The 2,410-nt window shown below is 47.3% G+C and carries 4 protein-coding genes; all 4 read right to left on the bottom strand.

Annotated elements, in window-relative coordinates; genetic code table 11:
• Positions 1-137, bottom strand: a 137-nt coding sequence (locus BM091_RS13645) for an S-adenosylmethionine synthetase N-terminal domain-containing protein (protein WP_342745469.1), incomplete at its 3' end; no start/stop codon positions are given.
• Between the two features lie 3 nt (positions 138-140).
• A complete protein-coding gene (locus tag BM091_RS13640) occupies positions 141-884 on the bottom strand; it encodes a DUF502 domain-containing protein (protein ID WP_093396567.1) in 744 nt (247 codons plus the stop codon).
• A complete protein-coding gene (gene panD / locus BM091_RS13635) occupies positions 881-1,231 on the bottom strand; it encodes an aspartate 1-decarboxylase (RefSeq protein ID WP_093396566.1) in 351 nt (116 codons plus the stop codon). The genes BM091_RS13640 and panD overlap by 4 nt, the downstream gene beginning before the upstream one ends.
• A 37-nt stretch (positions 1,232-1,268) precedes the next feature.
• Complete coding sequence (gene panC, locus BM091_RS13630; protein ID WP_093396564.1) at positions 1,269-2,114, bottom strand: pantoate--beta-alanine ligase; 846 nt, start codon at positions 2,112-2,114, stop codon at positions 1,269-1,271.
• Positions 2,115-2,410: the final 296 nt, after the last annotated feature.

The raw sequence follows: 2,410 nt of genomic DNA, 5'->3' as shown, positions 1-2,410 counted from the left end.
GTCTCACAGGCCACCCGGCAGTTCTTGTCCTCCTTCATAATGGCATCAAGTATGGCATCGGATATCTGATCCGCTACCTTGTCAGGATGACCTTCTGTAACAGACTCTGACGTAAACAAATAACGGCTCATAGACATAGCTCATTTATCCTCCCTAACCTGTGATGAATTAATCGGCTCAGGCCGAATACTACCTTCTGTGGATGTTGCTTTTAACTCTTTATTTCGTTCAGGGCGACGGAAAAATGAAATATCCCTCCTGGGCGGCTCCGGTGCCACAACCCCTCCCGACACTATGACTTTGAAAGCTTCTTCGACCGTCATGGTCAATGGGATCACTTCAGATTCTGGCACAAGAAGGTAAAAACCGGAAGTGGGGTTTGGGGTTGTCGGAAGGAAGACATTTATAACTTTTTGATGGGTCTTTTCCTGCACTTCTCCCGAAGGCATACCTGTTACAAAAGCAATTGCATATATTCCCTTTCGAGGATACTCGATCAGGACAACACGCCTGAAGGTATCGTTTGACTGAGAAAAAATCGCCGTGAGGAGCTGTTTTACTGCGGAGTAAAGAGGCCTTACAAGTGGAATCCTGTAAACGATGTTTTCACCAAAAGCAACGATTTTGCCGCCCACGTAATTTTTGACAAGAACACCCACAATAAATACGCCGAAGACCACTATAAATATTCCGAGCCCGGGGATTGGAAAGGGGAGGTAAGTCTTGGGATTCACCTTTTCCGGTATTATGTTGAAAACCCTGTCTGCGTTTTTCAGTATGAGAACAATTACATAAACCGAAATGGAAAGAGGTACGACCGTGAGAATTCCTGCTATGAAGTAATTCCTGATCTTATCCTTTAAACTTTTTATGAAGTTTTTCATTCTTTAGGTCTGTTCCCCGGCCCCAGCAAGATCACCCTGGGTTTGTATTCTCTTAATTCAGATTCGCTATATTGCGCATAAGTGACAATGATAATCAAGTCTCCTTTTGCACCCATGCGGGCCGCAGCACCGTTTAAGCAAATATCCCCCTTCCCGGGAGGGCCGGGAATTGCATAGGTGTCAAAGCGGGCACCGTTTGATATGTTATAAACCTTAACCTGCTCGTAAGGCATGATGTCTGCAGCCTTCATGAGATCCTCATCAATTGTGAGGCTGCCTTCGTAATTGAGGTTTGCATCCGTTACGGTCGCTCTGTGAAGCTTCGATTTCATCATGGTGCGCAACATGGCCCTGAATCCTCCCTGGGATTTACGACACAGAGTATTAAGGCCGAAGGATAGTGTTGTCAATCAATCGAGCAGATCCGACAAAAGCTGCCAGAGCAAGAACCGCCGGGCGATCTATTACGTCGATTTCTTCCAGGGTTTCTGCGTCTCTTATTTCCACATAATCAATGCGTACCCGGGGATCGGACGAAATATAGCCGGAAACCTCGGAGATAATATCCCCTGCTCGGTTAATCCCTTTTTGAAGGAGATCTCTGGCCATCTGAAGAGACTGATTTAACCTTAGGGCGGCTTTCCTTTCTTCGTCGGAAAGATAAACGTTTCTGCTGCTCATCGCCAGACCGTCCGTTTCTCGAACCGTGGGATGACCGACTATTTCAACGTCCAGATTGAGATCCTTTACCATGCGTCGTATAACGAGCAGCTGCTGATAGTCCTTTTCGCCAAAAACGGCGATGTGGGGCTTAACTATATTGAAGAGTTTCGTTACCACCGTGGCGACGCCTCGAAAATGCCCCGGTCGGCTTTTACCGCAAAGTGGCCGGGAAATTTCCGTAACCTCGATATAAGTCTGAAACCCCTCCGGATACATTTCCTCGACCTGAGGAGCAAAAACGACATCCACTCCCACCGACTCGGCCAGTCTTAGATCTCTATCAAGATCCCGCGGATATCTCTGGTAGTCTTCACTCGGACCGAACTGGATCGGGTTGACAAAGATGCTTACCACAAGCACGTCTCCCCTTTCTCTTGCAAGACGCATAAGGGCAAGATGGCCTTCATGGAAATAGCCCATGGTCGGAACAAAGGCTATTGTCTTACCCTCTTTCCGCCATGTATCGGCCATATTCTGCATTTCCTTTACGGTATTGACGACCTTCATCCCTCTCCTCCCTTCAAAGGAAAAAGCCTTCCGCGACCGAACCGCGGAAGGCCCTGTTCGCCTTACCTCCGTCTCGGTCCCGGACCGATGGGATCCAAGCGGAAACTTATACATATTAAAACATCGCTTAAAAACTACCAGAATCCCTTACCCGGGTCAATGTAAATGAAAAATACCACATTCCAGAACCACCATGTTTACTACAGACCTGCTTTTTCTTTAAGTATGTCGACCATGTCTGTTTTTTCCCATGTGAAGTCTGGGTCGTTTCTTCCGAAGTGGCCGTAGCATGCGGT

This window comes from Thermodesulforhabdus norvegica (assembly GCF_900114975.1).
GTDB lineage: Bacteria > Desulfobacterota > Syntrophobacteria > Syntrophobacterales > Thermodesulforhabdaceae > Thermodesulforhabdus > Thermodesulforhabdus norvegica.
Note: the sequence above shows the minus strand (reverse complement) of the source record. Positions and strands in the feature narration are given on the sequence as shown.